5 protein-coding genes and 2 pseudogenes are annotated in these 5643 nt (G+C 58.9%); 1 reads left to right on the top strand and 6 read right to left on the bottom strand.

Going from position 1 to position 5643, the window contains the following annotated elements; genetic code table 11:
- Positions 1–167: 167 nt before the first annotated feature.
- From GIB19_RS27905 to GIB19_RS27880, 6 genes and pseudogenes are all read right to left on the bottom strand, one after another.
- Positions 168–1061, bottom strand: coding sequence for a LysR family transcriptional regulator (locus GIB19_RS27905; RefSeq protein ID WP_099429727.1), 894 nt, complete (start codon positions 1059–1061; stop codon positions 168–170).
- A gap of 83 nt (positions 1062–1144) precedes the next feature.
- Positions 1145–2167: pseudogene (locus tag GIB19_RS27900) on the bottom strand (alpha/beta hydrolase).
- A 257-nt stretch (positions 2168–2424) separates the two neighbouring features.
- The gene (locus GIB19_RS27895) at positions 2425–2892 is read right to left on the bottom strand and encodes a (R)-mandelonitrile lyase (protein ID WP_099429725.1); all 468 of its coding nucleotides are present in this window, start codon (positions 2890–2892) and stop codon (positions 2425–2427) included.
- 23 nt (positions 2893–2915) lie between these two features.
- Positions 2916–3161: pseudogene (locus GIB19_RS27890) on the bottom strand (aldo/keto reductase); the annotation flags it as partial.
- A gap of 24 nt (positions 3162–3185) precedes the next feature.
- Positions 3186–3776, bottom strand: a complete 591-nt coding sequence (locus GIB19_RS27885; protein WP_274888826.1) for a flavodoxin — start codon at positions 3774–3776, stop codon at positions 3186–3188.
- On the bottom strand, positions 3773–4762 hold the full coding sequence (locus GIB19_RS27880; protein WP_274888825.1) for an aldo/keto reductase: 990 nt from the start codon (positions 4760–4762) through the stop codon (positions 3773–3775). The genes GIB19_RS27885 and GIB19_RS27880 overlap by 4 nt, the downstream gene beginning before the upstream one ends.
- 246 nt (positions 4763–5008) lie before the next feature.
- Here GIB19_RS27880 and GIB19_RS27875 point away from each other — a divergent pair, with 246 nt between their 5' ends.
- A complete protein-coding gene (locus GIB19_RS27875; protein WP_274888823.1) occupies positions 5009–5599 on the top strand; it encodes a hypothetical protein in 591 nt (196 codons plus the stop codon).
- Positions 5600–5643: the final 44 nt, after the last annotated feature.

Below are 5643 nucleotides of genomic sequence, written 5' to 3'. Positions count from 1 at the left end.
AAGATCACCTCAGACACGACTGGCAGCCATGGGTCGATAGCGGTCACTAGCGAACAACTGCATTCGACCCATTGCGGCCGGTCACGTACGACTGCAATCGATCAAAAAGCGTCTGCTCATTCGCGGGTTTGTGGGGCGGGTAAAATTCAGATGCTCAGGTCGATGACTCAGCGCTTGTAGAGCAATGCTTCAACTACAACGCCAAATGCTGATGAATGTTCACGGCGATTTGGGTAGTAGAGATGGTAACCGGCAAAGGGTTGGCACCAATCTTCCAATACCCGCACAAGGCTGCCGTCCGCTAGCTCCTTCGCCACCATGTCTTCCGGCAGGAAACCCAAGCCACATCCCGCCACGGCCGCACGCAGGATCGGCACGCTGCTGTTGAACGTCCATTGCCCTTCGACACGGGCCTTCAGTTCATGGCCATCCTTTTCAAAGTCCCATTGCATCAGGCTGCCATGGGTGGGGAGGCGCAGATTGATGCAATTTTGCGCGGCCAGATCACCGGGCTCCTTCGGCACCGGCCGCTGTTTGAAATACTCAGGTGAGCCCACGACCGCGATGCGCAGGGGCGGCCCGATGGGTACGGCGATCATGTCCTTGGCCACCTGGTCTCCCAGGCGTACACCGGCGTCATAGCGTTGCGCGACGATGTCGGAGAGGGCGTAGTCGACGGTGATTTCGACATTGATGTCCGGGTAGTCGGGAAGCACCTTTGAAAGCTTGGGCCACAGAATGTTGTTGGCGGCGTGTTCGGATGCCTGAATTCGCACATTGCCTGCCGGGGTGTCACGAAATTCGCTGACCGCGGCCAGTTCGAGTTCGATCTCATCGAACCGCGGCGCCATCGATTGATACAGCCGCTGACCCGCCTCGGTCGGCGAAACGCTGCGCGTGGTACGCGTCAGCAAGCGCACGCCCAAACGGCTTTCCAGCGCGCGCATGGTATGGCTGAGTGCCGACTGCGAGACGCCAAGCTGGGCGGCCGCACGGGTGAAACTGCCTTCGCGGGTGATGACCACGAAGGCTTGCAGGTCGTTAAGATTAGCGCGTGACATTGATGAGGGCCTCTCATGAAGGGGCGCGGGATTGATCCATGAAAGCAGGTTGCACACGGATGCGCGACCCCCAAGAGCGTTGATTACAAGGTGCGGCCGTAAAACGCGGTCAGTTTGCCAATCGCGGCATCGACATAACGCGGTACCCAATAGGTTTCGATGTGCGTCGCACCGTCGAGGATAAACACTTCCTTGTCGGTAGTGCCGGTGGCTTTGGGGAAGGCGTCCTGCGTCATGTACAGGCTGTCGGCTTTGCTGCCGGCGATCATCAGCAGCGGTTGGTTGATCAGCTCGATATGATCAGTGGCGTCGAAACGCATCAAGTCGATCAGGCTGCTGGTGGTGTATTTGAAGGTCGAGTTCGGGTGCGCGTGGGTCTTCCAGTAGTACTCATAACCTTGGCTACAGCTCGAAGGGCAGTTTGGCAATCTGCTCGTCGGTGAGGTTGGCATCGCCCGAATACAGCACCGCGCCGCCGGCCGCTTCTTGCGCGCGAGCTGCTGACGCCTGTTGCAGGCGTTGCTGAATGCTGTCCATTTGCGAGTCGTTGTAGCCGTTGCGACGTACCCGGCCCGAGTTGAACATGCTCACCGTTGCCAGCGATTTGAAGCGTTTGTCGGTTTGCGCTGCCGCCAACGAATAACCACCGCCGCCACAGATGCCGAGCAGGCCCAGGCGCTTGTCATCGACGCCGGCAAACTGGCTGATGAAGTCGGCCATGCCGTGAATGTCTTCGATGCGATACGCCGGTTTATCGATGCTGCGCGGCTGACCACCGCTGGAGCCCTGGTACGCCGCATCGGCAGTGATGGTGATGTAGCCCTGTTCGGCCAAGCGTTGAGCATACAGACCGGCGACTTGTTCTTTCACACCGCCATTGGGGTGTGCAACGACCACGGTGGGTAGGTCTTCTTCGCGTCATAGTTAGCTGGGGTGTATACGTTGGCGGCGATATCCAGACCGTTGAGTTTGTAGCTGACCGGATGGATGTTGACCTTGCCCGGTTCGTTCTTGCTGATCGCGCCGTCGTAGGCGAGGGTGAACGGGTTCTTTTTGTAATCGGCGGCCAAGGCTTCGCCCGCCGAGAGGCCGACCAAGGCCGACATGAACGTGGCTTTGAGAGTGTTTTTCACGTGAAGCTCCTGAGCATTCAAAAGGGCGGCAGTCGCAAAAGTGTTTGGGTCAGTTGAAGTAGTTGGGCCAAAGGCCGATGCGGAACTGGTTGAACCACAGTTGTTCGCTGCTCAGCAGGTACTTTGCAAATTTCATGTTATTTCCCCGAAGGTGCGAGGGCCTGGGTCAATGCCGTATTGGCCCGTTCAGCAGTCTGCGCATCGCCGTATTTCTCAGCAGTTTCGTAACTTCATTCTCCGGCGTATTGCGCGTCCGAGACCTGTTCCGCCCAAGTAACAGTGTTGCCGTCCTCGGCTTCAGCAATGGCGATATGGGTCATGCCGTTGCTGGCCGTGGCGCCATGCCAGTGACGGGTGTGCGGTGGAATCCAGACAGTGTCGCCCGGTCGGATCTCCTGTCGCGGGCCACCCTCTTGCTGTACGTAGCCGACGCCTGCGGTGACGATCAGCGTTTGCCCCAGCGGGTGGGTGTGCCATGCCGTGCGTGCTCCAGGCTCGAAGGTCACCGTGCCGCCGCCGATGCGCGCCGGCGGCTCGCCTTTGAACAGGCCATCAACGTGCACCGTACCGGTGAAGTTTTGCGCCGCGCCCTTGACCGAGGGCTGCGAGCCGTTCGGCGTAATGCGGATTTCGTTGGCGGCCTGGGATTCTGCCGCCATGAATGACAAAGCAACGAGTGGTGTGATCAAACGGTTCATCGGATCAACTCCGGTCAGGCGTGAAACTTGGTGGCGATGACGACTTGCTCGCGGATCGGCTGCAAGGCCTCGCCCAGCAGTTCTTCATTGGCGAACGGGCCGTACGCTTCGGCGGTGTCGAACAAGGTGACGCCTTGCTCGTGGGCCGAACGAATCAGCGTGATCATGCCGGTTTTGTCGGCAGCCGGCCCATAGGCCGAGGTCATGCTCATGCAGCCAAGGCCCAGTGCAGAAACCTCCAGGCCATTGCCTAACGTGCGGATATTCATGATGTCACTCCGTGCAGCATTCGATCAGCGCGTGAGGGGGTGATCGCTCAGCCAGCCGTTCACGCGTTCCATGGTCTTGCGCTCCTGCTCACTCTGCATCACAAAACCGTCCAGAATCTCTGCCTTCGGTGCGTGCTTGACCAGCACGCTGCGGCTGTTGCCCAAGCCATAACCGCCGTGGGTGTTGAAGGGGATAAGGGTCTTGCCGGAAAGGTCGTGGGCGCTGAGAAAGGCGCGCACGATCGGCGGGGCGGTTTCACCCCAGATCGGAAAGCCGAGATAGATCGTGTCGTAGTCGCTCAAGAAGTGAACCTTGTTTTGCAGCTCGGGTTCGAAGCCGCTGTCACGCTCCTGACGTGCCTGCTCAACGGTTTGCAGATAGTCCTCGGGGTAGGCTTGGGCCGGGCGAATCTCGAAGAGATCGGCATTCAGCCCACGTTGGATCAGCCCGGCGACCACGCGGGTATTACCCGAGCGCGAGAAATACGCGACCAGAATCCGCGAGCCTGAGCGGGGTGTTTCACTGGGGCCTTGCGTGTTGGCGAGCGACAGCAGCGGGGCGCTGGCCAGGGCGGCGATCACCGTGCGCCGCAGCGGATCGTGATCATTGTTCATCGGCCGACTCGCGCCTCTAGGGCTTCGGGATAGCGCTCGCCTTCAATGCGGATGTGCGCCAGTGCGGCATCGATCGCTTTGAGTTCGGCGGCGTCGAGCGTGATGTCCGCGCCACCGAGGTTTTCTTCCAGGCGATGCAACTTGGTTGTCCCCGGAATCGGTACGATCCACGGCGCCTGCGCGAGCAGCCAGGCCAGCGCGATCTGTGCGGGTGTGGCTTGTTTCTGCGCGGCGATCTCACGGATCAATACCACCAGGCGCTGATTGGCTTGCAGCGCCGGCTGGCTGAAACGCGGGACGATGCTGCGGAAATCGTCGCTGCCGTAAGTGGTCTGCGCCGACACCGTGCCGGTGAGAAAACCTTTACCCAGTGGGCTGAACGGCACTAAGCCGATGCCCAGTTCCCAAAGCGTCGGCAGGACTTCCTGCTCGGGCTCACGCCACCACAATGAGTATTCGCTTTGCAGCGCTGTGACCGGTTGCACCGCGTGTGCACGGCGAATGGTCTGCGCACCGGCCTCCGACAGGCCGAAGTGCTTGACCTTGCCTTCGCCAATCAAGTCCTTCACCACGCCGGCGACGTCCTCGATCGGCACGTCCGGATCGACGCGGTGCTGGTAAAGCAGATCGATGTAGTCGGTCTGCAGTCGACGCAACGAACCCTCGACCGCGACCCGGATGTGCTCGGGGCGGCTGTTGAGAATCTGCTGCTTATTGTCGTCGCCGAAGGTGAAGCCGAACTTGGTGGCGATGACCACTTGATCGCGCACCGGTGCCAGAGCTTCGCCCACCACCTGTTCGTTCAGGTAGGGGCCGTAAACCTCGGCGGTATCGAAGAACGTTACGCCCCGGTCAAACGCCGATCGGATCAGCGCAATGGCCTGTTGTGTATCAGTCGCGGGGCCGTAGCCATGGCTTAAGCCCATGCAACCCAAGCCCAGGGCTGACACTTCAAGTGAAATGTTTCCGAGTGTGCGCTTGTGCATCTGGATCTCCCGACATTTGGTGTTGGGAGAACAGTAAGCGAGCTACCGAGTGGGGACTAGATGGTTAAATTGGCAAGGGTTCATGAAATTTGTTCATCAATCACAGAGGGCAGGCTGTGGGGCTGTATCCTCATGGGACGCATGAAAGGCTGCCCTAGGGCAATCGTTTATTCATCAGGGCGCGATATAACCGGCCTACTGTCGGAAGGTGTGCTAAAACCAGAATATCCAAAGCCTGGGTGTACCATGAGCAATTTTCCGATCGTTGCCACGATACTCTCGATGATACTCGGGCTCTCCGTCACTCGGCTTCTACTGGGGGTATTGACGGTATTCCGCATTCGCCGCGCGGCGAAGCCTGATTGGGTACCGCTCGCCTGGGCCGCGATGCTGTTCACTACGCAACTGGACTTCTGGTGGGCTGTAAACGCTCTGCCGGCCATAAAAGTTACGTTCACATTTTTGGAGTTTCTCCTGCTCGTTCTGTTAGCGCTTTCTCTTTTTGTAGCCTCTGCGCTGTTGCTCCCCAGTCGCAGTGAGGATGAGCAGAATGGCCTTCAGGTTTACTTCGAACAGGATGGCCGTTACGCGCTGTTGTCCCTGTCTGCTTATTTATTCCTCGGGCTTGTCGTAAACGTAAGCTTTTTCAAGGCATCGCCAATAGCGCTGTGGGGCGTATTGGACGTGATCATGATTGCCCTTCCACTCTGCGCGTTTATCGCCAGGTCTCGCGAGCAGTATGCGAGCATCGCCTTGGCATACATTCCTATTACAGCATTTGACTTAGTGGTTTCACTCGCTGGCTCGACAGTTGGATCGCAATTTGATCGCCGATGAGCGGCAGCTTCGGGTCGATAGCGGTCACTGGCTAACGGCTGCAG

The organism is Pseudomonas sp. ITEM 17296 (assembly GCF_028895205.1).
GTDB lineage: Bacteria > Pseudomonadota > Gammaproteobacteria > Pseudomonadales > Pseudomonadaceae > Aquipseudomonas > Aquipseudomonas kermanshahensis.
Note: the sequence above shows the minus strand (reverse complement) of the source record. Positions and strands in the feature narration are given on the sequence as shown.